The organism is Streptomyces sp. NPDC097981, from assembly GCF_040302565.1.
In the GTDB taxonomy this organism is placed as follows: domain Bacteria; phylum Actinomycetota; class Actinomycetes; order Streptomycetales; family Streptomycetaceae; genus Streptomyces.
This window is the reverse complement of the sequence record NZ_JBEORW010000006.1, coordinates 44,016-66,239: the sequence shown is the minus strand read 5'-3', so window position 1 is coordinate 66,239 and position 22,224 is coordinate 44,016. Positions and strand designations below refer to the sequence as shown.

Annotated in this window: 23 protein-coding genes; 9 read left to right on the top strand and 14 right to left on the bottom strand. The window is 72.2% G+C overall.

Annotated elements, in window-relative coordinates; translation table 11 throughout:
- Positions 1-186 precede the first annotated feature (186 nt).
- A complete protein-coding gene (locus ABTY04_RS07955) occupies positions 187-810 on the top strand; it encodes a flavin reductase family protein (RefSeq protein ID WP_352212639.1) in 624 nt (207 codons plus the stop codon).
- Here the strand turns inward: ABTY04_RS07955 and ABTY04_RS07950 are convergent.
- From ABTY04_RS07950 to ABTY04_RS07935, 4 genes are all read right to left on the bottom strand, one after another.
- Positions 800-1,351, bottom strand: a complete 552-nt coding sequence (locus tag ABTY04_RS07950) for a hypothetical protein (RefSeq protein ID WP_352212473.1) — start codon at positions 1,349-1,351, stop codon at positions 800-802. The two genes, ABTY04_RS07955 and ABTY04_RS07950, sit on opposite strands and share 11 nt — an antisense overlap.
- A 108-nt stretch (positions 1,352-1,459) precedes the next feature.
- Complete coding sequence (locus tag ABTY04_RS07945; RefSeq protein ID WP_352212472.1) at positions 1,460-2,527, bottom strand: Zn-dependent alcohol dehydrogenase; 1,068 nt, start codon at positions 2,525-2,527, stop codon at positions 1,460-1,462.
- On the bottom strand, positions 2,524-3,717 hold the full coding sequence (locus tag ABTY04_RS07940) for an acyl-CoA dehydrogenase family protein (protein ID WP_352212471.1): 1,194 nt from the start codon (positions 3,715-3,717) through the stop codon (positions 2,524-2,526). Before ABTY04_RS07940 ends, ABTY04_RS07945 begins: the two co-directional genes overlap by 4 nt.
- Before the next feature lie 15 nt (positions 3,718-3,732).
- Positions 3,733-4,653, bottom strand: a complete 921-nt coding sequence (locus ABTY04_RS07935; protein ID WP_352212470.1) for an SDR family NAD(P)-dependent oxidoreductase — start codon at positions 4,651-4,653, stop codon at positions 3,733-3,735.
- A gap of 110 nt (positions 4,654-4,763) precedes the next feature.
- Here ABTY04_RS07935 and ABTY04_RS07930 point away from each other — a divergent pair, with 110 nt between their 5' ends.
- On the top strand, positions 4,764-5,690 hold the full coding sequence (locus ABTY04_RS07930) for a cyclase family protein (RefSeq protein ID WP_352212469.1): 927 nt from the start codon (positions 4,764-4,766) through the stop codon (positions 5,688-5,690).
- A 149-nt stretch (positions 5,691-5,839) separates the two neighbouring features.
- Here the strand turns inward: ABTY04_RS07930 and ABTY04_RS07925 are convergent, their stop codons facing one another.
- The gene (locus ABTY04_RS07925) at positions 5,840-7,339 is read right to left on the bottom strand and encodes an FAD-dependent monooxygenase (protein WP_352212468.1); all 1,500 of its coding nucleotides are present in this window, start codon (positions 7,337-7,339) and stop codon (positions 5,840-5,842) included.
- 119 nt (positions 7,340-7,458) lie between these two features.
- Positions 7,459-8,070 (bottom strand): hypothetical protein, encoded by a 612-nt coding sequence (locus ABTY04_RS07920; protein WP_352212467.1) that lies wholly within the window; start codon positions 8,068-8,070, stop codon positions 7,459-7,461.
- Positions 8,071-8,218: 148 nt separating this feature from the next.
- Between ABTY04_RS07920 and ABTY04_RS07915 the strand changes: the two genes are divergently transcribed.
- The 3 genes from ABTY04_RS07915 to ABTY04_RS07905 are packed head-to-tail and all read left to right on the top strand — an operon-like array spanning position 8,219 to position 9,587.
- Positions 8,219-9,001 carry a histidine kinase gene (locus ABTY04_RS07915; protein ID WP_352212466.1) on the top strand — a complete coding sequence of 261 codons (783 nt, stop codon included), beginning with the start codon at positions 8,219-8,221 and terminating at the stop codon, positions 8,999-9,001.
- Positions 8,989-9,411 (top strand): sensor histidine kinase, encoded by a 423-nt coding sequence (locus ABTY04_RS07910; protein WP_352212465.1) that lies wholly within the window; start codon positions 8,989-8,991, stop codon positions 9,409-9,411. Before ABTY04_RS07915 ends, ABTY04_RS07910 begins: the two co-directional genes overlap by 13 nt.
- Positions 9,408-9,587 (top strand): hypothetical protein, encoded by a 180-nt coding sequence (locus ABTY04_RS07905; protein ID WP_352212464.1) that lies wholly within the window; start codon positions 9,408-9,410, stop codon positions 9,585-9,587. The genes ABTY04_RS07910 and ABTY04_RS07905 overlap by 4 nt, the downstream gene beginning before the upstream one ends.
- Before the next feature lie 29 nt (positions 9,588-9,616).
- On the opposite strand, the gene ABTY04_RS07900 is transcribed toward ABTY04_RS07905, so the two are convergent.
- The 4 genes from ABTY04_RS07900 to ABTY04_RS07885 all read right to left on the bottom strand — a co-directional run bounded on the left by ABTY04_RS07900 (position 9,617) and on the right by ABTY04_RS07885 (position 13,675).
- On the bottom strand, positions 9,617-10,087 hold the full coding sequence (locus ABTY04_RS07900) for an ATP-binding protein (RefSeq protein ID WP_352212463.1): 471 nt from the start codon (positions 10,085-10,087) through the stop codon (positions 9,617-9,619).
- A 323-nt stretch (positions 10,088-10,410) separates the two neighbouring features.
- A complete protein-coding gene (locus ABTY04_RS07895) occupies positions 10,411-11,319 on the bottom strand; it encodes an acyl-CoA dehydrogenase family protein (protein WP_352212462.1) in 909 nt (302 codons plus the stop codon).
- Between the two features lie 5 nt (positions 11,320-11,324).
- Complete coding sequence (locus ABTY04_RS07890) at positions 11,325-12,488, bottom strand: acyl-CoA dehydrogenase family protein (RefSeq protein WP_352212461.1); 1,164 nt, start codon at positions 12,486-12,488, stop codon at positions 11,325-11,327.
- Entirely contained in the window at positions 12,488-13,675 is a 1,188-nt protein-coding gene (locus ABTY04_RS07885) for an amidohydrolase family protein (protein WP_352212460.1), read from the bottom strand. The genes ABTY04_RS07890 and ABTY04_RS07885 overlap by 1 nt, the downstream gene beginning before the upstream one ends.
- A 143-nt stretch (positions 13,676-13,818) precedes the next feature.
- Between ABTY04_RS07885 and ABTY04_RS07880 the strand changes: the two genes are divergently transcribed.
- Entirely contained in the window at positions 13,819-15,435 is a 1,617-nt protein-coding gene (locus ABTY04_RS07880) for a class I adenylate-forming enzyme family protein (RefSeq protein WP_352212459.1), read from the top strand.
- Between the two features lie 101 nt (positions 15,436-15,536).
- Here the strand turns inward: ABTY04_RS07880 and ABTY04_RS07875 are convergent, their stop codons facing one another.
- Positions 15,537-16,055 carry an EF-hand domain-containing protein gene (locus tag ABTY04_RS07875; RefSeq protein WP_352212458.1) on the bottom strand — a complete coding sequence of 173 codons (519 nt, stop codon included), beginning with the start codon at positions 16,053-16,055 and terminating at the stop codon, positions 15,537-15,539.
- Between the two features lie 301 nt (positions 16,056-16,356).
- Here ABTY04_RS07875 and ABTY04_RS07870 point away from each other — a divergent pair, with 301 nt between their 5' ends.
- Positions 16,357-16,935, top strand: a complete 579-nt coding sequence (locus tag ABTY04_RS07870) for a sigma-70 family RNA polymerase sigma factor (RefSeq protein ID WP_352212457.1) — start codon at positions 16,357-16,359, stop codon at positions 16,933-16,935.
- A complete protein-coding gene (locus ABTY04_RS07865; protein ID WP_352212456.1) occupies positions 16,932-18,179 on the top strand; it encodes a zf-HC2 domain-containing protein in 1,248 nt (415 codons plus the stop codon). The genes ABTY04_RS07870 and ABTY04_RS07865 overlap by 4 nt, the downstream gene beginning before the upstream one ends.
- Positions 18,180-18,277: 98 nt before the next feature.
- On the opposite strand, the gene purU is transcribed toward ABTY04_RS07865, so the two are convergent.
- Positions 18,278-19,153, bottom strand: coding sequence for a formyltetrahydrofolate deformylase (gene purU, locus ABTY04_RS07860; protein WP_352212455.1), 876 nt, complete (start codon positions 19,151-19,153; stop codon positions 18,278-18,280).
- Positions 19,154-19,167: 14 nt separating this feature from the next.
- On the bottom strand, positions 19,168-19,614 hold the full coding sequence (locus tag ABTY04_RS07855; protein ID WP_352212638.1) for an SCO4402 family protein: 447 nt from the start codon (positions 19,612-19,614) through the stop codon (positions 19,168-19,170).
- A gap of 195 nt (positions 19,615-19,809) precedes the next feature.
- Between ABTY04_RS07855 and ABTY04_RS07850 the strand changes: the two genes are divergently transcribed.
- Positions 19,810-21,084 carry an ABC transporter substrate-binding protein gene (locus ABTY04_RS07850; protein WP_352212637.1) on the top strand — a complete coding sequence of 425 codons (1,275 nt, stop codon included), beginning with the start codon at positions 19,810-19,812 and terminating at the stop codon, positions 21,082-21,084.
- A gap of 23 nt (positions 21,085-21,107) precedes the next feature.
- On the opposite strand, the gene ABTY04_RS07845 is transcribed toward ABTY04_RS07850, so the two are convergent.
- Positions 21,108-22,224: hypothetical protein (locus ABTY04_RS07845; protein WP_352212454.1), on the bottom strand; the 1,117-nt coding region annotated here is incomplete at its 5' end.

The window sequence follows — 22,224 nt, the reverse complement described above, 5'->3', positions numbered from 1 at the left end:
GGGGTTTCACCTGAATGGGGGAACGGGGCGGGGCGGGGGCCACTGCACCTCCACCCCCGCCCCCACCCGGTCCCGGCACGCACCCGCCCGCCCGGCTTGAACGCGCTCGACTCATCCGGACACCGCGCCCCCTTCCTATCTGACGCATCGTCAGGTTCAATCGTGAACGTGATGGGACACGCAGGGATGGCGGCCACCGTCGTCCGATACCTCAGGTCGGTCGGCTCCCCCACCTCCGCCCCGTCGGAGCCGGATCCGGACCCCGGCCGCGTCGACGCGCTGCCGCGTCCCGAGCTGCGGGCCGTCGGCGACGACGAGCGTGCACCCGTCAGCCCCGCCGAGTTCCGGGCCGTGCTCGGGAACTTCGCCAGTGGTGTCACGGTCATCACCGCCCCGCCCGCCGAGGGCGAGGACGGGCCGGCCGGGTTCGCCTGTCAGTCCTTCGCGTCGCTGTCCCTGGACCCGCCCCTGGTCACCTTCATGGTGGCCCGTACGTCGGCCACCTGGCCGCGGATCGCCCGCGCCGGGGTGTTCTGCGTCAACATCCTGGGGGCCGAGCAGGGCGGGCTGTGTCGGGCCTTCGCCGTCAGCGGCGCCGACAAGTTCGCCGGGGTCGCCCACACGCCCGCCCCCGTCACCGGTTCACCGCAGCTCGACGCCGTGCCGGCCTGGATCGACTGCCGGATCCACGCCGTGCACACCGGCGGGGACCACCTGATCGTGGTCGGCCGGGTCGAGGCCATGGGCGCGGCCGGCGAGGGCGAGCCGCTGCTCTTCCACAAGGGCCGCTTCGGCCGCTTCAGCGACTGACCCTGCGTCCCAGCAGCCGGGACTGCTCGGCCTTGAGCCGGGTGAACCGGTCCCGCGTGTACTCCCGCATCTCGCGGCCCGGGAACGGGATGAGAGACAGGTGCTCCTCGTGGTCGCCCGCCGCCCACCGCGCGGCGGTGATCTCGTAACCCGAGACGTGCGCGCAGAGGAGCAGCAGCACCTGTGGCATCTCCTCCTCGATCAGCAGGTCGCCCTTGCGGATCACCACGTCCCGCATGGCCCGGATGTTCGGGATGAAGACGGTGGTCGCCCAGGTGCGCCACTGGGCGAGCTCCTCCTCCGTGGGCGGGTCCTCGTGGTGGAAGGGGTCGCGGCCGTCCGGGCGGGCGTAGCGTTCCGCGAACGTGTCGTACGTGCGGCTGTTGGTCTCCATCAGCGCGAAGAGCGGTCCGTAGAACTCGCTCAACTGCTGGTTGACGCGTGCCAGTCGGGCCTGTCGCTGCGCGAGGCGCAGCCCGTTGGCGTAGGTCGCCAGGTAGCCGAGGAAGGCCAGCACGACGGTCACGATCAGGGTGGGCATGAGGGGTGATCGTAGGCCACGCGCAGTCCGGTGATCACACCGTCACATGATCCCGCCGGCAGGCGCGGTCCCGGCGCTTGCGGTGGCCGACCGCCGGGGGCGCCGGAGTCAGAAGGTCAGCACTCCGCGGGCCACCCGCCCGTGCCGGGCGTCGTCCACGGCCTTGGCGAAGTCCTCGACCGGGTAGACCTCCGTGACGAGTTCGTCGAGCAGCAGCCGGCCCTGCCGGTAGAGCTCGGCGTACAGGGCGATGTCCCGCTGCGGGCGTGAGGACCCGTACCGGCAGCCCATGATGGTCTTGTCCAGGTACATGGACGAGACCTGGAACGACGCCTCCTCCTTGAAGCCGGGCACGCCCAGCAGGACCGCCTGTCCGTGCCGGTCCAGGAGGTCGACGGCCTGGCGGATCAGCTTGACGTTGCCCACGCACTCGAAGGCGTGGTCGGCGCCCGTCGGCAGGATCTCGCGGACCGCCGCCGAGGAGTCCGCCACGGCCGAGGCGTCGATGAAGTGCGTGGCGCCGAACTGCCGGGCCACGGCTTCCTTCGCCGGGTTCGCGTCCACCGCCACGATGGCGGTCGCGCCGGCGATCCGGGCGCCCTGGAGCACGTTGAGGCCGATGCCGCCCGTGCCGATGACGACCACGGACTCGCCGTGGCCGACCCGGGCCCGGTTCAGTACGGCCCCCACGCCGGTCAGGACACCGCAGCCGATGAGCGCCGCCGACGTCGGCGGGATGCCGTCCGGGATCTTCACCGCCTGGACGGCCTTGACGATCGTCCGTTCCGCGAACGCCGAGTTGGAGGCGAACTGGAACAGCGGCTTCCCGCCCCTTGAGAACGGCTGTCCCGGCATCCCGATCGCCTTGCGGCACATGGTCGGGCGTCCCCGGTCGCAGTCCGCGCAGGCCCCGCAGTTCGCCAGGGTCGACAGGGAGACGTGATCGCCCGGCGCCACGTGCGTGACTCCGGCCCCGACCGCCTCCACCACCCCCGCGCCCTCGTGCCCGAGCACCACCGGCGGCGGGAACGGGATCGTCCCGTCGATCACCGACAGGTCGCTGTGGCACAGTCCGGCCGCCTCGATCGCGACCAGCACCTCCCCAGGACCGGGGTCGCGGATCTCCAGATCCTCGACCACCTGGGCCTGCTTGCCGTCGAACACGACGCCTCTCACCTGGGCTCCTTTGGCAGGCCGAGCACCCGCTCGGCGATGATGTTCCGCTGGATCTCGTCCGAGCCGCCGTAGATCGTGTCGGCGCGGGTGAACAGGAACAGGCGCTGCTCCTCGTCGAGTCCGTGCTCGTACGGGAGGCCGGGCGCCCAGTCCGCCGGCCCGGCCGAGGCTGCGGCTCCGCGCACGGCCACCGCCAGTTCGCCGAGCCGCCGGTGCCAGCCGCCCCACAGCAGCTTGGCCGTGCTCGGGGCGCCCGGATCGCCGGAGGTGCCGAGCGTCCGCAGGGCGTTCCAGCGCATGGTGCGCAGCTCGGCCCACTGCCGTACGAGGTGTTCGCGCAGTACGGGGTCCCCTGCGCCCGTGGCCGCGTGGGCGGCCAGGACGCGTTCCAGCTCCGCCGCGAACCCGATCTGCTGGACCAGGGTGGAGACCCCGCGTTCGAGGGCGAGCAGCCCCATGGCCACGGTCCAGCCGTTGCCCTCCCCGCCGACGGCCTCCGCCGCCACCGCCCCGTCGAAGAACACCTCGTTGAACTCCGAGGTCCCCGACATCTGGCGGATCGGCCGGACGTCGACCCGTCCCGGCTGGTCCATCCGTACGAGCAGGAAGGACAGCCCGTGGTGGCGCCGGGAGCCGGGCTCGGTGCGGGCCAGGACGAAGCACCAGTCGGCGTCGCGGGCCAGGGAGGTCCAGATCTTCTGCCCGGTGACGCGCAGCTGCCCATCGGCGGTGTCCCGTACCGCCGTCGTACGGATCCCCGCGAGGTCGGAGCCGGCGCCCGGCTCGCTGTAGCCCTGGCACCACAGCTCCTCGCCGCGCGCTATGCCCGGCAGGAAGCGGTCCCGCTGCTCCTCGGACCCGTACGCGATCAGGGTCGGCGCGAGGAGGTTCTCACCGATGTGGCCGACCCGGCCGGGGGCGCGCAGCGCCGCATACTCCTCGGCCCAGACGACCTGGCCGGTGAGGGAGAGCCGCCGGTTGCCGTATCCGCCGGCCTCCCAGCCCTGGCCGATCCAGCCGCCGCGGCCGAGTTCGCGCTCCCATGCGCGCCGGCCGTCGACCCCCTCGTGCTCGCTGCCGGGCCCGCCGAGGCCGAGGACCTGCGCGTACGGGCCCACGAGGTGCTCGGTGAGCCAGGCTCGGGCGCGGGCGCGCAGTTCCTCGTCCTCGGCGCCGAAGCTGAAGTCCATGTCGTCGGGGCTCCCCTACGCGTTGGGGCGGTCCTTGGCGGCCGCCGCCTTGGCCATGGCCTCCAGCTGCGCGAGCATCGGCATCGGGTCGGTGCCCACCGTCCCGGGCAGGAAGTCGGCGATCTTCCCGGGGGTCCAGGAGCCCTCGGCGTAGCCGGCGCGCAGTTCGCGCGGCTGCGCCCAGACGGCGATCTTCGGGCCGGCGATCGTGTAGACCTGCCCGGTGATCTTCTCGCCGCCGACGGCGACGGCCTTGTCGGAGAGGAGGTAGGTCACCAGGGCGGCGACGTCCTCCGGTTCGCCGATCTCCTTGAGCTCCATGGGGACGTTCGCCGACATGCGGGTGCGGGCGACGGGTGCGACGGCGTTGGCGGTGACCCCGTACTTGGCCAGGCCGAGCGCGGCGGAGCGGACGAGGGAGATGATCCCGCCCTTGGCGGCGCTGTAGTTGGCCTGGGCGACGGAGCCCTGGTGGTTTCCGCTGGTGAAGCCGATGAGGGTGCCGGAGCCCTGGCGGCGCATGACGGAGGACGCGGCGCGGAAGACGGTGAAGGTGCCCTTGAGGTGGGTGGCGACGACGGGGTCCCACTCCTCTTCGGACATGTTGAACAGCATCCGCTCGCGCAGGATGCCGGCGACGCAGACGACGCCGTCGATGCGGCCGTACTGCGCGAGGGCGGTATCGACGATGCGCTGGCCGCCCGCCATGGTGGAGATGTCGTCGGCGACGGCGACGGCCTCGCCGCCGGCCGCGGTGATCTCCTTCACCACGGCTTCGGCGATCTCGCTGGTGGGCTCGCCGCCCCCGATGCCGACTCCGTAGTCGTTGACGACGACCTTGGCGCCCTCCGCGGCGGCGGCGAGCGCCACGGCCCGTCCGATGCCCCGGCCCGCGCCGGTGACCGCCACGACCTTGCCTGCCAAGAAGTTCCCCACGCCCGACCCCTTCCCGCGGTTTCTGACGGACCGTTAGATTCTATGGGCAGTCAGATGCGCCTGCACAAGCCCCCGTTCACATCTGTCAGCGACAAGGAGCCGATGAGGCCATGGGCATGCCCCCCGAGTTCCACGACATCGCCAAGCGCGTCAACAACTGGGGCCGCTGGGGCGCCGGCGACGAGATCGGCACCCTGAACCTGATCACCGACGAGGTCGTCCGGGCGGCCGCGGCGGAGGTCCGCTCGGGCCGCCGGATCCCGCTCGCGCTCCCGCTCAAGGAGGACGGGGTCCAGGCCGGCCTGATCCCCGGCCGGATCAACCCGCTGCACACGATGGTGCAGATCAACCAGGAGCTCTTCGGGCCGGGCACGGTGGCGTGCAGCGACGACGCCGTGACCATGGGGCTCCAGGCCGGAACACACTGGGACGCGCTCACGCACGTCTCGCACTCGGGGAAGATCTACAACGGCCGCCCGGCGGGCACCGTCACGGCGCACGGGCGGTCCGAGTTCAGCGGCATCGACAAGGCCGGACACATCGTCTCGCGCGGCGTGCTGCTGGACGTGGCTCGCGCGAAGGGGCTGGACCGGCTGCCCGGCGGACACGCGGTGACCCCCGAGGATCTGGCGCAGGCGGAGGAGTTCGGCGGGGTCGCGGTCCGGGCGGGCGACATCGTCCTGGTCCGGACCGGGCAGATCCAGGTCTACCTGGCGGGCGACAAGCACGGCTACGGCTTCCCCTCGCCCGGACTGTCCGTCCGTACGCCCGAATGGTTCCACGCACGGGACGTGGCGGCCGTCGCCAATGACACCCTGACCTTCGAGATCTTCCCTCCGGAGATCGACAACCTGTGGCTGCCGGTGCACGCTCTGGACCTGGTCGAGATGGGCATGCACCAGGGTCAGAACTGGAACCTCGAAAAGTTGTCCACAGCCTGTGCAGAAGAAAACCGGTACCGCTTCCTGCTCTCGGCCATGCCGGAGCCCTTCGTCGGAGGGGTGGGCACCCCGGTCGCGCCGGTGGCCGTCCTCTGAGCGCATTCAGCCGTACGGCCCGATTCGGCCTGCAGGGGCGGGGTACGGAGGGGCCGTCCACCCCTCATCGGTGATCACCGCCACCGCACCGGAGCAGCCCGCCCGAGCACGGGCGGCGGTTGCCCCGGCCCGCCGGCCGGGGCACCGGGTCAGAGGGTGTCCGGGCTGCCGAACCAACGCTCGGCGGCCCGCCCGAACCCTTCACGGTCAGGGCATCGATCGCCCGCCCAGGCGACGACGCCGTCCGGCCGGACCAGCACGGCGCCCAGCCCGAGGTCGTTCTCCGCCGGCCCGGCCGCATACCGTATCCGGCTCTCCCAGCCCATCGCCGAATCCTGCAGGAGCCGGCCGTCGCTGAAATCGAGCGCGACACCCCGTCCGTCCCGCAACAGGTCGCCGAGGCGCGTGCCGTCCTCAAGACAGAGGTCCGGGGCGCTGCGGCCGACCAGCGGATGCTCGCTGCCGAGGTCGTAGCGGATCCATGCTCCCGACAGCTTCTGGAACACGTAGGTCGCTCCGTCACGGGTCCCGATCAGGTCCCGCAACACCCCTTGGATCGCGCGTCCGTGCGGGTCCGGGCGCATCGCCGCCACCTGGGCGCGCGTCCAGTCGAGCACCCATGCGCCGACCGGACGGCGCTCGTCGGCGTACGTGTCGAGAAGCCCGTCCGGCGCGTACCCGTGCACGGTCGCCGCGAGCTTCCACCCCAGGTTCACGGCGTCGCCGATGCCGGTGTTGAGCCCCTGCCCGCCGAGCGGGGAATGGATGTGGGCGGCGTCGCCCGCGAGCAGGACGCGGCCCTGCCGGTAGGTGGTCGCCTGCATCGCCCTGTCGGTGAAGGTCGTGGCGATACGGACGTCTCCCAGCGTCACGTCGGTGCCGGACACGCGGCGCAGCACCGCCTGGAGATGGTCACGGGTCGGCTGCTGCGAGCGGTCGAACGCACCGCCGTCGAAGTCCATCATGCCGATGTGCCCTTCCGCGGGCATCCGGATGTACATGCCCGTCGGCGTCAGGTTGAAGCCGGGGCGCAGCTTCTCGGGATCGGCGACGGCGGCGTGCATGATGTAGCCGGTGAACTGCGGCCCGGTGCCCGCGAAGCCGAATCCGGCGAGCCCGCGCACCGCACTGCGTCCGCCATCGCAGCCGACGAGCCAGCGCGCCGTGTACTCCTGCGCGCCGGCTCGCGCCACCACGCTCTCGTCGTTCTGGGCGATGCCCGAGACCGTGACGCCGCGCCGGACTTCCACGCCGACCTTGGACGCATGCTCGGACAGCACCGTCTCGACCGCTTCGAGGCTGGTCAACACGGCCTCCGGCACCGGGCCGGGCAGCCGGAACGGCAGGGCGGCGACGTCGACCTGGGCCGGATCGAGCATCATGCCGGCGAAGTGGCCGCCACGAAGGGGGAATGGCAGCTCGCCCGGGCGGACGCCGGAGGCCTCCAGCAGCGGGCTCAGCACGCCGCGGCGGTAGAACGCCTCGGCCGACGCACCGGACAGCCCCCGCATCCCGAGCGGCTGCGCCTTCAACGGGGCGCCGGGCCCCGGCTCCCGTTCGAGTACCAGGACAGAGCAGCCCGCGAGGCCGAGCTCGCAGGCGAGGAACAGACCGACCGGGCCGGCCCCCACGATCACCACGTCATGCACGAGAAACACCTTTCCCGAACCCATTGCCGGATGGACACCCGACTCTGGAAAGGTGCCTGCCCGCACCGACATCGGACCGACAGCCCCCGACACGTCACCGACGCCGCGGCTCGGCGGGACTAGCGGTAGCGGGCTGCGGCTGCCGCGAAGAGGGGGGCCTGGGCGGGGGAGAGCGCGACGACTGCGACCCAGGAGAGGTCGGCGAACTCGATGTCCATACGGCCCTTCTGGAGCATGCCGCTCGCGTTCGCACGGACGACGGTGATCGCCGATCGCGGGACCTCCCAGTACTGCTTCATCTCGGGTGTCGAGTGCCACAGCGGCGAGACGTCCGTCAGGCCGAACCAGCGCCGGTCCGTCACGACGAGGACGTCCGTCGCCGAGCCACGTGCGTTGGCGCGGCTGATCAGGAAGTGACCGGCCGCGCTCTGCCAGCCGCCCTCCATGCTCTTGCCGTGCGGCTCTCCGCCCCCGTGGACGGCCTCGGCATCCGCCCGGGCGGCCGGACCGGACCGGCCCTGGTCGTGTGCGCGGGCCTTGAACAGCTGCTGGAGGGGGCGCTGGAACTTCTCCTCGATCCGCCGGCTGAGCGCCGCCGGCTCCGGCGGCGCGAGCAGGCGCTCCGGCGGGCCCGGCACACCCGGACCCGGTTCGCAGACACAGAGAGCGATCAACTGCTCGTCGGGCTGCAGGAATTCCTCGGCCTGGCGACGCCTGTCGTCCTGGTTCAACGCGCCTGCTCCTACTGATGAGTAATGTCGGTTCGCCCTCGATTGTCCTCGAAGCGGAATCCTTCATGATCACCGGGCCCCGTACCCCCCTGCGGGATGCATCCCGCAGGCCGACGCCGGTGCCGCGTACGGTCGTTAGGGTCGCGGCATGGACACCTCATCAGGGCAGACGAGCGGGGGACGGACGGCGTTGCAGTGGCAGACCGCGGCCCTCTGGGCGGGCGCCGCACTGGGCACCCTCGCGCTGTCGAACATCGCGCTGCGCGTCCCCCTCGGCCCCGGGAGCCGCTTCTTCGACGTGGGGCATCTCCTCGCGATCACCGGGCTGGTGACCGCCGCCCTCCTGCTGCGGCGGGCACCGCTCACCACCCTGCTCCTGATGATCTTCGACGCCTGCCTCGTGATCTTCCTCGGCCGCACGCCCGGGCTCACGATCGCCGTGGTGCTGCCCGCCGCGGTGGCGCTCGGGGTGGTCGCGGCAACCCGGTCGCGCCGGGTGACCCTGTCGGCCGTGGGCATCACCGTCCTGCTGCTGCTCACGCTCCAGTTCGCCCAGCCCGCGACCTGCTCCGCCCGCGTCCCGGCCCAGAGCCAGCTGCCCCTCGTCGTCCTCGCCTGGCTGATCGGGGACTCCGTGCGGCGCGGCCGCGAGTCCGCCGCGCAGGCGCACGCCCGCGCCACCGAGCAGGCACTCACCGACGAGCGGCTCCGCATCGCCCGCGAGTTGCACGACATGGTCGCCCATAGCATCGGCGTCATCGCCATCCAGGCCGGGGTCGGCAGCCGGGTCATCGAGACGCAGCCCGCGCAGGCCCGCGACTCCCTGCGGGCCATCGAGGCGACCAGCCGCGAGACCTCGCCGCCCTGCGCCGCACGCTGGTCGCGCTGCGCCGCAGCGAGCCCGCGTCGCCGGCGCCCTTGCCGGGGCTGAACGGCATCGAGCAGCTCGCCTCGACCACGACCGGCGACGCCGGCGTACGGGTGGAGGTGGTGTGGTCGGGGGAACGGCGGCCGCTGCCGTCCGACATCGAGCTGGCCGCGTTCCGCATCGTGCAGGAGGCGCTGACCAACGTGGTCCGGCACGCACAGGCCGACGGCTGCCGGGTGGAGATCGCGTACGGGCGGGAGGAACTGGCCCTGGAGATCACCGACGACGGGCGGGCCGCCCCGGAAGGCAGCCCGGCCGGCACCGGGTTCGGCATCACGGGCATGCGGGAGCGTGCCGCCCTGCTGAACGGCCGGTTCGGGGCCGGGCCGCGGCCGGGTGGCGGCTTCCGGGTGGCGGCCGGGCTGCCGCTGGAACACCCGGAAGAGCCCCTCGAAAGGAAGGAGAAGGAATGAGCGGCACCCGCGTCCTGCTCGCCGACGACCAGCCCCTGGTGCGGTCGGGCCTGCGGGTGGCGGCGTACGGTCGTGCGCACCCCGAGCGCGGCACGGCAGCCGCCACCCCACGACCCGCACTCGTCAAGGTCTGCCCTTGGCGTCCCCTCGCGACGAATCGCTCAGTACAAGGGTGATCAACAGTTGACGAACCGTCAACACCTCGTTAGAGGTACACGCGCGGTTCCCGCGTCATCCCGCACACCCTGTTCGAACCGTCGGTGCGCTCCGCCGCGCGGTCGTCGGCCTTGCCGGCGCGGTCGACCTCGCACCAGATCCGCTTGCCCGCGCCTTCGCGCTGCCAGCCCCAGCGGTCGGCCAGTCCGTCCACCAGCTCCAGGCCGCGCCCGCCCGTGTCGTCCCCGGCGGCCTGCCGCCGGGCCGGTCCGCGGTCGCTGGCGTCGGCGACTTCGACCCGTACGCCCGGCTCGCCGAAGAGCATCCGCAGGACGGCCGGACAGCCGGTGTGCACGACCGCGTTGGTGACCAGCTCGGAGATCAGCAGGATCAGCGTCTCGGCGAGCGGTTCGTCGTCCCCTATGCCCGACCCCGCCAGCCGGGACCGCGCCCAGCGGCGGGCCCGGCCCACCTCGGCGGGATCCGGTCCTACCTCCAGCTGAACCTGAAGCACCTGCACCGCTCACACCATCCGAACCGGCGGACACTTCGCCTCGCGACAGGGCGGGATCACCGAATGTGATCCCCTTGCGGAGCAGCATGGTTGACATACAGTCACCACAACAAGCGCTTCGGGCATATTCCAGCGCGAAGGAGTAGGCGTGGTGCATACTGCGCGTCGCTCGCGCTGCTCAACCGCTTGCATTCCCGGGAGCGTACCGGAGCAGGCCCCCGACTCCGGGCCGCAATGAGCGGAGCCAAGGACACAAACCGATATCAACTCTCTGTAATCGGACATGCGTCCCGCGTCGTCCCGGCCGTGCCCCGTTCCGTGACAGCGAGCTACTCCGCGGCGGCCAGCAGCTCCGCCGCGAGCAGTTCCTCCGCCTCCCCCGCCGTGCGCCACTGCTCGGCCCGCACCCAGGCCCGTTTGAGGTGCAGGTGGACGTCGGCCTCCCAGGTGAAACCCATCCCGCCGTGCACCTGGAGGCAGTCCCGGGCGTTGCGTACGGCGGCCTCGTCGGCCAGCAGCTTGGCCCCGGCCGCCTCCGCCGGATCCGCCGTCACCGCCGCCGCGTAGACCGCCGTACGGGCCAGCTCCGCCCGCACCAGCATCTGCGCACACAGGTGCTTGACCGCCTGGAAGGCCCCGATCGGCTGCCCGAACTGCTCGCGCTCCCGGGCGTACCGCACCGCCAGCTCCACCGTGCGCAGCGCGCTGCCGGCCTGGAGGGCGGCCGTCAGCAGCGCGCCCTCGTCGCGGTACGGGCCGAGGGCGTCACCCGCGTTCCCAGGCGCGGCTGCCCGGTGCAGGGGCGTGAGCGGGTCCGCCGAGCGCACCGGCTCGCCCGCGGGGAGCAACGGCGCGCCGAGCACCGCGTCCGCCTCCGCGAGGTGGGCCACCAGCAGTCCGCCCAGGTCGAACGCGGTGACCACCGCGGTCCCCGCCGCCGCCCCCGGGACCGTCCCGGCCGCCAGGTGCGTGGCGACCAGCGGCCCCGGCAGCAGTGCCCGCCCGGCCTCCTCGAAGACGAGGACCGCCTCCGGAAGCCCGAGCCCGACCCCGCCGTCCGCCTCCGGGAGCCGCAGCGCGAAGAACCCGGCCTCGCCGAGCTCCCGCCACAGCCCCCGGTCCAGGGCCCCGCCGGAGTCCACCGAGGCCCGCAGCGCCTCGCGCCCGTACCGCCCCGCCAGCAGGTTCCGTACGCCGGCCCGCAGGTCGCTCTGCTCGTCGGTCAGCCGGAAGTCCACGGCCCTCACCGGCCCTTCGGGAGGCCGAGGATCCGCTCGGCGACGATGTTCCGCTGGATCTGGGAGGTGCCCGCCGCGATGGTGTACGAGAGGGACGAGAGCCGGTCCGGCACCCATTCCTCGTCCAGCACGAGGGACTGCGCACCCAGCACCTCGGCGGCGGTGTCGTACAGCTCCTGCCGCGCGTGCGAGTAGGCGAGCTTGAAGACGGAGCCGCCGACGCCGGGCACCCCGCCGCAGTGCCCGGCCTCGCTGACGTTCCACTGGGTGAGCCGCCACAGGGCGCCGAACTCCCCGTACAGCCGGCCGAGCCGGCGCCGCAGCACCGGGTCGTCCCAGCGGCCGTTCGCCTTGGCGGTGCGCGCGAGCTCGCCCAGGGTGCGGCGGCAGGCGACGACCTCGCCGACGAAGGCCGTCCCCCGCTCGAAGGAGAGGGTGACCATGGTGACGCGCCAGCCGTCGTTCTCCGCGCCGACCCGGTTCCCCACCGGGATCCGTACCTCGTCGAGGAACATCTCCGCGAACTCCGTGGACCCGGCGAGGGTGCGCAGCGGCCGGACCGTGACCCCGGGGGCGTCCATCGGCATGGCGAGCCAGGAGATGCCCCGGTGTTTCGGGGTGGCCTCGCCGACGGGCTCCGTCCGTACGAGCAGTTCGCACCAGTCGGCGACCTCCGCGTGCGAGGTCCAGGTCTTCGAGCCGGTGACCACGTAGTCGTCGCCGTCGCGCACGGCGCGCGTGCGCAGCGCGGCCAGGTCGGAGCCCGCGCCGGGCTCGCTGAACCCCTGGCACCACATCTCGTCCCCGCGCAGTACGGGCGGCAGCCAGCGCGCCCGCTGCGCCGCGGTGCCCTCGGCGGCGATGGTCGGGCCGGCGTGCAGCAGTCCGACGAAGTTGGCGCCGACGTAGGGGGCTCCGGCGCGCTCGGTCTCCTCCAGGAAGATCAGGTGCTGGGTGGGGGTGGCCCCGCGCCCGCCCGCGTCCACGGGCCAGTGCAGCCCGGCGTACCCGGCGTCGTACAGCCTGCGCTGCCAGCCGGCGTCGTACGCGCGCCGGGCCGGCCAGTCGTCGGGGGACGGCCTGGCGGGCAGCTCGGGGAGCGCTTCGGCGAGCCAGGCGCGCAGTCGGGCCCGGAACTCCTGCTCCTCCTCGGTGTACGTGAGGTCCATCAGGCGAGGTCCAGGCCGAGCATGCGGATGGCGTTGCCGCGCATCAGCTTGTGGACCGTCTCCTCGTCGAGTCCCTTCACGTGGTCGAGAGCGACCTCCTTGGTGTGCGGGAAGGTCGAGTCCACGTGCGGGTAGTCGGTCTCGAAGGTGGCGTTGTCACGGCCGACGACGTCGAGCGAGGCGATGCCGTGCTTGTCGCGGAAGAAGCAGCAGAAGATCTGCCGGTAGTAGTACGTGGACGGCGGCTCGGGGATCAGGCCGCGGACCCCGCCCCAGGCGCGGTGCTCCCGCCACACGTCGTCGGCGCGTTCCAGGGCGTACGGGATCCAGCCCATCTGGCCTTCGCTGTACGCGAGCTTGAGGGCCGGGAACCTGACCAGGACCCCGGAGAAGAGGAAGTCCATCATCGAGGCCATGGCGTTGTTGAAGCTGAGCGAGGCCTGGACGGCGGGCGGTGCGTCGGGCGAGGCGGCGGGCATCTGGGAGCTGGACCCGATGTGCATGTTGACGACGGTCCCGGTCTCCTGGCACACGGCGAAGAAGGGGTCCCAGTACCCGGAGTGGATGGAGGGCAGCCCCAGGTAGGTCGGGATCTCGGAGAAGGTCACGGCGCGGACCCCGCGGGCGGCGTTGCGGCGGATCTCTGCGACCGCCAGGCCGATGTCCCAGAGCGGGATGATGCACAGCGGGATCAGTCGGCCGCCGCTGTCGCCGCACCACTCCTCGACCATCCAGTCGTTGTAGGCGCGCACGCAGGCGAGGGCCACTTCCTTGTCCTGGGCCTCGGCGAAGGTCTGGCCGCAGAAGCGGGGGAAGGTCGGGAAGCAGAGGGAGGCCTCGACGTGGTTGAGGTCCATGTCGGCGAGGCGCGCCTTGGGGTCCCAGCAGCCGCGGCGCATCTCCTCGCGGGTGATGCCCTCCAGGGTCATGTCGTCGCGGTCGAAGCCGACGGCGGCGATGTTGCGCTTGTACGGGAACTTCAGGTCCTCGTAGATCCACCAGTCGGCCGGCGGGCCGTCGGGGTCCATGGAGATCACGTACTTGCCGCCCGTGTATTCGAGCTCGCCGATGCCGGCGGTGAGCGCCTTGGGCCCGCGGTCGCGGTACTTGGCCGGCAGCCAGACGTCGAAGAGGTGCGCGGGTTCGATGACATGGTCGTCGACGCTGATGATCCGAGGCAGTTCCATGGTGTCCCCTCGCCGCAAGCCGAATGAATCTGATGGATCGTCAGAAACAAGCTAGCCCCGCCACCCCTGGACCGACAAGCGCCGGAGCCCTACACTCTCCGCCTGATCTGACTAACCGTCAGCCAGCCAAGGGGAGGCCCGGGATGCCGGACACCACGGACGCCACGGACGGCACGGACCACACGGACGGCGCACACGGCACGGACACCGCGATACGGCTGGGCCGGTCCGCCACCCTGTGGGAGCTGATCGTCCGGCGGGCCGCGCTGACCCCCGGCGCCACGGTGCTGATCGAGGCGGCCGACGACCCCGCCGACGACCGCACGCTCACCTTCGCCGAGCTGCGCGAGCGCTCCGAGCGGGTCGCGGCGGGGCTGTACGGGATGGGCGTACGGCCGGGCACGGTCGTCGCCTGGCAGCTGCCCACCCGCATCGAGACGGTCCTGCTCTCCCTCGCGCTGGCCCGGATCGGTGCCGTCCAGACCCCGGTGATCCCCTTCTACCGGGACCGCGAGGTGGGCTTCGCGCTGCGCGAGTCCAAGGCCGGGTTCTTCGCCGTCCCGGGCGCCTGGCGGGGCTTCGACCACACGGCGATGGCCGAGCGGCTCGGCGCACGCGGCGTCTTCCGCGTGTACGAGCCCGGCGACCTCCCCGACGGGGACCCCGCCGCGCTCCCGCCGCCGCCCGGCGAGGGGACCTCCGTACGGTGGATCTACTGGACCTCCGGCACCACCTCGGACCCCAAGGGCGTCCTGCACACCGACCGCTCACTGATCGCGGGCGGCTCCTGCCTGGCCCACGCCCTGCACCTGAGCCGGACCGACGTCGGCTCGATGGCCTTCCCCTTCGCGCACATCGCGGGCCCCGACTACACGGTGATGCTCCTGCTGTACGGATTCCCGGCGGTGCTGTTCGAGAAGTTCGCGATGCCGGGCGCACTGGACGGCTACCGGCGCCACGGGGTCACGGTGGCGGGCGGCTCGACGGCCTTCTACTCCATGTTCCTCGCGGAACAGCGCAAGAACCCGGACGTTCCCCTCATCCCCACCCTGCGCCTCCTCGCAGGCGGCGGCGCCCCGAAGCCGCCGGAGATCTACCACGCCGTCGTCCGCGAACTGGGCTGCCAGCTGACCCACGGGTACGGCATGACCGAGGTCCCGATGATCACCATGGGCGCCCCGGACGACACCCCGGAGCGCCTCGCCACGACGGAGGGCCGCCCCCCGGCCGGCATGTCGATCCGCATCACGACGCCGGACGGCGAGGTCCTGCCCCCGGACACGGACGGCGAGGTCCGGCTGCGCGGCGAGGCGGTCTGCCAGGGCTACCTGAACCGCGACCGCCCGGCCGAGGTCTTCGACGCCGACGGCTACCTGATCACCGGCGACCTCGGCCACCTGACGCGGGACGGCTACCTCGTCCTCACCGGCCGCAGCAAGGACGTGATCATCCGCAAGGGCGAGAACATCTCCGCGAAGGAGATCGAGGACCTGCTGCACCTGCTCCCCGGCATCGGCGACGTGGCCGTGATCGGCCTGCCCGACCCGGAACGCGGCGAACGCGTCTGCGCGGTGGTGGAACAGCCACCGGGCGCGACCCCCCTGACCCTGCCGCAGCTGACGGCCCACCTCCGCGCCCAGGGCCTGTCCCCCCACAAACTCCCCGAACAACTGGAACTGGTCGACGCCCTCCCCCGCAACGACGCCCTCCGCAAGGTCCTGAAGTACAAACTCCGCGAACGCTTCACGTCGGTTGAATGATCCGCCGTTCCTTCTCCCGTGACCGCGGCCGAGCCGACGGCCGGCAGCCGGGCAGAACACCGTGCGGCGCACCGGCCGCACGGTGTCCGGGGAGGTGCGCACTACGCGTCCGGGGCCTCGACACCGCAGTAGCCCGCGAACGCCGACAGGATCTCGTCCTCCGAGATGCGGCCGTCGCCGTCGCCGTCCAGGGCCGTCGCCACCTGGCCGGCCAGTTCGGCCGGGGTGCCCAGGACGCGCAGGACGCGGGTCGCCGCCGCCGGGGTCGCGCCGCCGCCGTCCTCGTCCGCCACCGCGATCACCGCTCGCAGGAACGGCCGCGCGATCTCCGCGAACCGCTGCGGGTTGTCCCGCAGCCGCTTCGCCGCCCCGGTGATGAACTCCTCCCGGGTCACCCGCTGGTCCCCGTCGACGTCCGCGATCCCGGCCATCCCCTGCCAGAACGCCTCCGCGCCCGCGAAGACGGCCTGCCCCTTGTCCGACCGCGCGGTGGTGCCGAATTCGGCCAGCACCGCCTTCGCGGCCGCGCTGAAGTCCTCGCGGTCGATATATCCGTTCCCGTCCTGGTCGAAGGTGGCGAATCGGGCGGCGATCTTGCGCTCGTATTCTGCGCTGTCCATATTCGGCTTCCGCCTTCACATGTGCGGTGGAGTTCAGTTCAAGACAAGGCAGGAGCGTACGGCCTATGTGGCCTGCGCGTTAAGCGAAGTCGTCAAGCAGTTGGCCGCATCGAACCCGCGCACGGGGAGCGCGGCGGGGCGCGTACACCTGTGCCCTTGTGCCGTGCACTTCCCCGCGGTTCACACCCCGCGGTGGGCGTATCACGCAGGGCACTCTTCCAGGGCCGGCTTCCCCCAAAACGGGCGCGAACACGCCTGTGCCCATTACATTCGATGCGTCGACACACGGCTGGGGGCAGTTATGCCGAAGGACGTACCACCGCGCTGGGACCGCCGCATGCAGCAGCGCCTCGCCCGCGGCGAGGCCGCCGCGCTCGGAGAGCTGTACGACCGCTTCGCCTCGCTCGTGCACAGCCTGGCGCACCGGGTCCTCGGCGACGAGAAGGCGGCGGACCGGATCACCCGCGAAGTGTTCGGCTACATCTGGGAGAACCCGGACGCGTACGACCCGAAGCAGGGCTCCATGCGGTCCTGGGTCGCCCGCGTCACCCAGGGCCAGGCCGTGGCCCGCCTGCGCCAGGCCGAACTGGGCCGCGGCTCGCGCGAGGAGCTCGAACAGAAGGTGCGCAGCGCCAGCGCCGCCGCCCGCGCGGACTACATCGTCACGTCCATGCCCGCCCCGCTGCGGGCCGCGCTGGAACTCGCGTACTTCAAGCGCCGCGACTACCGACAGGCCGCCGCCGACCTCCAGATCAGCGAGGACGAGGCCCGGCGCCGGCTGCGCCTGGGGCTCCAGCTGCTGTCGACCGCCAACGCCCTCCCGCAGGAGGACGCCGCTCCGCCCGGATACGGCCCGCCCGGATATGGAACGCCCCGATGAACGGCCCCGCCGACGGCTACGAGGAGCAGCGCCCCGGCGGTCCGGCGCGCATACCGGGTCCGCGCGGAGCCGCCGACGACCTCGATCCGCGGCACGCGCCCGAGCCGCTGCCCGAGCCGCCGCCCCCGCCCCAGCCGCCCCCGCCGCCGCGTTCGCATGCCGTGCTGAAGTCCCTGCTCGGCGCGTGGGCGCTCGCGGCGTGCTCCGCCGAGGAGACCGAGGCGGTGGAGGACCACCTCACCGAGTGCGCGCCCTGCGCGGAGGAGGCGCTGCGGCTGCGCGACGCGGTGGGGCTGCTGCACCCGGAGGAGAGCCTGGACCTCAAGCCGCTGCTGCGGTCGCGGGTGCTGGAGGACTGCCTCGGCAAGCGGCCGGCCCGGATCCCGGTGCCGGTGTGGGCGAACCCGTACGACACGGAGACCGCGCGGCTCGACGCGCTGCTGCGGGACTTCGGCGACTCGGAGTGGCAGACCCCGGTCCGGTTGAAGTGGTTCGAGGAGGAGCGGCGGCAGTCGCGCCGGACCACGGTGGCCGGGGTGATCGGGCACCTGCTCACGGTGGACGGGATGATCGCGACAGCGCTGGGCCTGGACGACCCGCTGGGCCCGGAGGCCCCGTCGGGCGCGACGGGCCGTACGGAGCACTACTGGAGCTCCGCCGCGCAGCCCATCACCCGGCAGATCCGCGAGCCGTGGCGGGAGCAGGGCCACACGCTGGTGCGGACGGTGTCGTTCGCAGGGCGCGGCGTGGGGGAACTGGCGGTGGACTACGGGGCGTTCGCGCTGCCGCTCGGGGACGCGTTCCTGGAGCGGGCCTTCGAGTGCTGGGTGCACGCGTGGGACATCGCGGAGGCGGTGGACTATCCGTACGACCCGCCGTCGGGGCCCCATCTGAACCGGATGATCGACCTGGCGGCGCGGCTGCTGCCGAGTGCGCTGGCCCACCGGCGCCGGGCGGGCCTGGCGGCCCCGGCCCGGAGTCTGGTCGCGGCGGGTGCACCGGGCCGGACCCTGCACCTGGAGATCGAGGGTGCGGGCGGCGGCAGCTGGGACATCGCCCTGGACTCCCCGGCGGCGAAACCGTCGCCGGAGCACACGGTGGCGCGGATCGCGCTGGACGGCGCCGAGTTCTGCCAGCTGGCCGCGGGCCACATCTCCCCGGAGGAGGCGGCCGTCGGCCAGCACGGCGACCGCGAGGCCATCCGCGACGTCCTGTTCGCGGCCGCCTCCCTGAGCCGCCTCTAGGCCCCGACTGCGGGCCCCGCCGCTTCAGCCCCGCCGGCGGGGCTGAAGCTGCCGGGCGGAGCCCGAGAGGCAGGCGGGACAGGGGCGGAGTCCCCGGGCTAGGCGAAGACGACCGTGCGGGTGCCGTTCAGGAGCACGCGGTGCTCGCTGTGCCACTTCACCGCGCGCGCCAGCGCCTGGCATTCCACGTCTCGGCCGATCGCGACCAGCTGGTCCGGGGTCACCTCGTGCCCCACCCGCTCGACCTCCTGCTCGATGATCGGGCCCTCGTCGAGGTCGGCCGTCACGTAGTGCGCGGTGGCACCGATCAGCTTCACGCCGCGCGCGTGCGCCTGGTGGTACGGCTTCGCGCCCTTGAAGCTGGGCAGGAAGGAGTGGTGGATGTTGATGATCCGCCCGCTCAGCTCCTTGCACAGGGTGTCCGACAGCACCTGCATGTACCGGGCCAGGACGACGAGCTCGACGTTCTCGGCCCGCACCAGCTCCAGGAGCTGTGCCTCCGCGGCCGCCTTCGTCTCCTTCGTCACCGGGATGTGCCGGAAGGGGATGCCGTACGAGCGGACCAGCTCGGCGAAGTCGGTGTGGTTCGAGACGACTGCCGCGATCTCGACCGGCAGCGCGCCGATGCTCGAACGGAACAGCAGGTCGTTCAGGCAGTGCCCGAATTTCGACACCATCAGCACGATCCGCATGCGCTCGTCGGAGCGGTGCAGCTGCCAGTCCATCCGGAACGTGTCCCCGATCGCGGCGAAGCTGGCCCGCAGCTTGTCCAGCGTCACCGGAGAGTCGGCCGAGAAGTGGACCCGCATGAAGAAGAGGCCGGTGTCGTGGTCGCCGAACTGCCGGCTGTCCTCGATGTTGCATCCGGTCATGAACAGGTAACTGGACACGGCGTGCACGATGCCCTGCTTGTCCGGGCATGACAGGGTCAATACGTACTGCTGGGGCACCTGGGGCTGCGGGTCATCGCTCATGACCCCACAGCCTTTCACACCACGCGGGTCAGGATCCTCAGCAGTTCCAGCGACTGCGGCCGGGCGTCCGGTTCGTCCCCATCCGCGGTCGCCAGCCGTACGTGCGCCTCGCGCGCGGCCCGTACCGCCTCGGGCCAGGCGTGGTGCTCCAGGAAGGCGGAGACGGGGGCGTCGGGCCCGACCACGTGCAGGATCCGCAGCACCCGCAGCACCGCGAGGTCCACGAGCGCGGCCTCCTGGGAGTCGCGGAAGATCGTGCCGACGTACTTCTCGGCGGACCAGCTGTCGAGCCAGGTGTCCTCGACGAGTCGGTACACGGCGTCGGTGACGTCCCCGTACCCCTCGGTGCCGGCGAGCCAGGTCTCCTCGTGGAAGACCGGGTCGGAGAGCATGTGAAGCGCCGAGCGCACGTTGCTGCGCCAGCGCCACCACGGCATGTCGTTCAGGGGCATGCCGCCCATGGTGGAGGAGCGGCCGCCGCGGCGGGAAGAGTTCTTCGAACCTTGGGCGAATGTCACGCTTTCGATCGTACGTTCACGGCTTGCGCGATCTTGAGGCGCCTGCGCGCAATACGCCCTGGCAATTCACCTTCACGTCACCATTTGTTGTGTCCATCTCACACTTCAGTTACCCGTGGGACGGAAGCGTGTATGGACATGACCGAATGGCGACGCACGGCTCCCCTCTCCCGCACCTTGACGGCAACGGCGATGGGCGCGTGTCTCGTCGCCGGATGCGGGGTGCTCCCCGGAGGCCCGGGGGGCTCCGGGGACACCATCACGGTCATGACGTTCGCACCGCAGGACACCAAGGCGACCAACATGCCCGGAATGCCCGGCATGGCCAAGGCCTATGAGGCCTGGGTCAATTCCAAGGGCGGCCTCAACGGCCACAAACTGCGCGTACTGACCTGCAACGAGAAGAACACGGCGAACGGCGCCGCCGACTGCGCCCGCAAGGCCATCGCCGAGAAGGCCGTCGCGGTCGTGGGCTCGTACAGCCAGCACGGACGCGCCTTCATGGCCCCGCTGGAGGCCGAGGGCATCCCCTTCATCGGCGGGTACGGGGTCTCCTCCGAGGAATTCCAGAGCACCCTCTCCTACCCCGTCAACGGCGGCCAGCCCGTACTCCTCGCCGGCGCCGGGCACCAGCTGGGCCGGGCGTGCAGCCAGGTGGCCATCATCCGCCCGGACACCCTCGCCGGTGACTCCATGCCCGTCCTGCTCAATGCCGGACTCAAGGCCAACAACATGGCCGAGGCCAGCGACATCCGGGCCGCAGAGGACTCCGCGGACTACAAGGCGCAGGCCCGCGAGGCGCTCGCCAACTCCTCCGGCGGCAAGGACCGCGGCTGCGTGACGGCCGTGCTCGGCGAGCGCACGGAGACCTTCTTCGACGCCTTCCGCCGGGAGGACGCCAAGCACAAGAACCCGCAGATCGCCTCGGTCCTCGGCAGTGTCAGCCAGGCCGTCGTCGACCGCACCGGCGGCAGGGAGAGCCCCTTCGAGGGCGCGTACGTCACCAGCTGGTACCCGGTGTCGACCGATCCGCTGTGGGCGCCGATGCGGAAGGTGATCTCCGAGTACGCCTTCGGCAACGACGCCGTCGACCCGGACGACAGCGGGACGCAGACCACCTGGATCGCGTACACCGTGCTCAGCGAGACCCTGAAGCGGTTCAAGTCCGGCGAGGACGTCACTGCGCGCAAGGTGGCCCGCTCGCTGAACCAGTCGGAGCCCGTCAAGACCGCCGGCCTGACCCCGGACCTCAGCTGGCGGTACAAGGACATGCGCGCCGTCAGCGGCTTCCCGCGCATGGTGAACGGGCGGGTCACCTTCCAGGTCGTCCAGGCGGGCCGGCTAGTCGGCCAGCAGGGCGAGCAGTCGATGGACATGACGCAGACCCTGGAGCAGGCGCCCCGTGCGGCGTAGGCGCTGCGCGGGGCGGCTCCGGCCTACAGCTGGGACTTGTCCCGCTTGGTGAGGCCGTACTTGCCCGCGATCGCGTTCCACAGGGTCGCGGCCGACTCCTTCGCCTTCGTCGCCTCGCCGCTCGCCCTGTTGCCGTTGGCGGCGTTGCCGGTGTTCCTGGCCTGCCCGTCCTTGCAGCCCTTCTTGTCTCCGGCGGCGTCGTCCGCCCAGGCCGCGTAGCTGTTGTCGGCGGCCGCGGAGGACTGCCAGGCCTTGGTGAGCGAGGCGGTCAGCTTCGCGTTGTCGGGGAGCTGGTCCAGCTTCAGGTCCTGGAGGCGGGTGACGAGCTCCTCGCGCTGGCGGGCGGCGTCGCGCAGGTCGTTCGCCGCCTGGCCGAGGTTGCGGCAGCCCTTGATGTCGTCGACGGCCCGGATCACGGTGGCGCGGCTGTCGTTGCTGTCCGCGAGGACCTTGTCCAGCTGGACGGCCTGGGACCGGGCCGGATCCACGGGCGCCTCGCCGGCCGCCGCGGCCGAGCTGCCGGCGCTCGGCGTCGCGGCCGCCGCGCCGGGGTCGTTGTTCTGCGCCTTGCCGTCGCTGAGCAGCGCGCCGACGCCGAGCCCGACAACGGCCAGGCCGATGACGACGGCGGCGATCACGCCGGGCGGCACGCGCCGGGGCGCCTCCGGCGGGGGCTGGGGCGGCGCGTACTGCGGGTGCTGCTGGAACTGCTGGGGCTGGCCCTGGCCCTGGGGCGGTACGGGCTGCTGCCCGCGCGGCGGAAAGCCGCGCGGCGGCGGCTGTCGCAGCACCGGCTCCTGGACGGGCGGCAGCTGCTGGGTGTGGCCGGCGTCACCGCCTTCCCCGCGGAACAGCGCCTCGAACCCGTCGGTGACGGGCGGGATGTACTGGGTGGCGGCCTCGTCGTGCGCGGTCGCGGCAGGCACCGGCGGAATGTACTGGGTGGCGCCCTCGTCCTGCGCGGGCGCCGCCGGCACGGGCGCGATGTACTGCGTCGCCGCCTCGTGATGCGCGGGCCCCGCCGACGCGGGCGCGGCCGGCACCGGCGCGATGTACTGCGTCGCCGCCTCGTGATGCGCGGGCCCCGCCGACGCGGGCGCGGCCGGCACCGGCGCGATGTACTGCGTCGCCGCCTCGTGA